This window comes from Mycobacterium sp. 1165178.9, assembly GCF_001673555.1.
In the GTDB taxonomy this organism is placed as follows: Bacteria; Actinomycetota; Actinomycetes; order Mycobacteriales; family Mycobacteriaceae; genus Mycobacterium.
Genome location: NZ_LZMB01000448.1, coordinates 1 through 1356, shown reverse-complemented (window position 1 = coordinate 1356; position 1356 = coordinate 1). Strand labels below are relative to the sequence as shown.

At 67.8% G+C, this 1356-nt stretch carries 2 protein-coding genes and 1 pseudogene; all 3 read right to left on the bottom strand.

Annotated features, from left to right (window positions below):
- Window positions 1-695: argininosuccinate synthase (locus tag A5652_RS19105; RefSeq protein WP_067354981.1), on the bottom strand; the 695-nt coding region annotated here is incomplete at its 3' end.
- A 22-nt stretch (window positions 696-717) separates the two neighbouring features.
- The gene (locus tag A5652_RS19100) at window positions 718-1212 is read right to left on the bottom strand and encodes an arginine repressor (protein ID WP_067354978.1); all 495 of its coding nucleotides are present in this window, start codon (window positions 1210-1212) and stop codon (window positions 718-720) included.
- A pseudogene (locus A5652_RS27020) lies at window positions 1209-1356 on the bottom strand (ornithine carbamoyltransferase); the annotation flags it as partial. The pseudogene A5652_RS27020 and the gene A5652_RS19100, both read right to left, overlap by 4 nt.

Here is a 1356-nt window from a genome sequence, read left to right as displayed (position 1 = left end):
CCGTCGATCGTCACGGGCACGCCGCGTTCGAACCCGACGATCACCTCGTCGGGCGTGCTCCAGTTCAGCGTGGGGTCCTCGGTGTACGCGTACACGTCCTTGGTGGGCGCGTTCCAAAGATGTTCCAGGAAGCCCGTTTCCACCGCGCGACCCCACACGTTCTGGTCGATGGAGAACGGCGAGCGCTTGGTCACGTTGATCGGGATCGCGTTCTCTTCGGCGAACGCGATCGCCTTCTCCCGCGTCCATGCGTAATCACGAACCGGCGCCAGCACCTCGAGATCGGGAGCGAGCGAACCGAATCCGACCTCGAACCGGACCTGGTCGTTGCCCTTGCCGGTGCAGCCGTGCGCGACGATGCTGCCGCCGTGCTCACGCGCCGCCGCCACCAGGTGCTTGACGATCAGCGGCCGGCTGATCGCCGACACCAGCGGGTAGCGGTCCATGTAGAGGGCGTTGGACAGGATTGTGGGAAGGCAGTATTCGTCGGCGAACTCGTCGCGGGCGTCGACGACGACGGCTTCCACCGCGCCGCAGTCCAGGGCCCGCTGGCGAACGACCTCCATGTCTTCGCCGCCCTGGCCGAGGTCGATCGCCACCGCTACGACCTCACGGCCGGTCTCCTTGCCGATCCAGCTGATGGCCACCGAGGTGTCCAAGCCGCCGGAATACGCCAGGATGACGCGTTCTGACATAAATCTCCTTAGGTTGAAACGCTTACGTGAGTTTTTCCAGGGTGGCGGCCAGCTCGGCGCCGGTCATCGGCTCTCGAGCGGCCACAAAGACGGTGTCATCGCCGGCGATGGTGCCGACGACGTACGGTAGCGCCGCGCGGTCGATCGCGCTGGCCAGATAGTCGGCGGCGCCCGGCGGGGTGCGCAGCACCGCGAGGTTCGCGCTGGCGTCGGCCGACACCAGCAGTTCGCTCAGCAACCGGGATAGCCTTGCGGTGCCGCCGGACACCCCGCGCACCGGGTTGCCGTCCTCGGGGACCATGTAGACACCGACGCCGCCGTCTGCGCCGCGCAGCTTCACCGCGCCCAGCTCTTCCAGGTCGCGTGACAGGGTGGCCTGGGTGACGTCGATGCCGTCATCGGCCAGCAGCGCGGCCAGCTCGCTCTGGCTGCGCACCTCGGCCGACGACAGGATGGCCACGATGCGCGCCTGTCGGCCGGCCCGGGTGGTCTCGGGTGTGGTCTTCGAGCGGGTCACGATCGTCGCTCCAGCAGCCACGCCAGCAGCGCTTTCTGGGCATGCAAACGGTTTTCGGCCTCGTCCCAGACCACGCTGGCCGGCCCGTCCATCACCTCGTCGGTGATCTCGTCGCCGCGATGAGCCGGAAGGCAGTGCAGCACA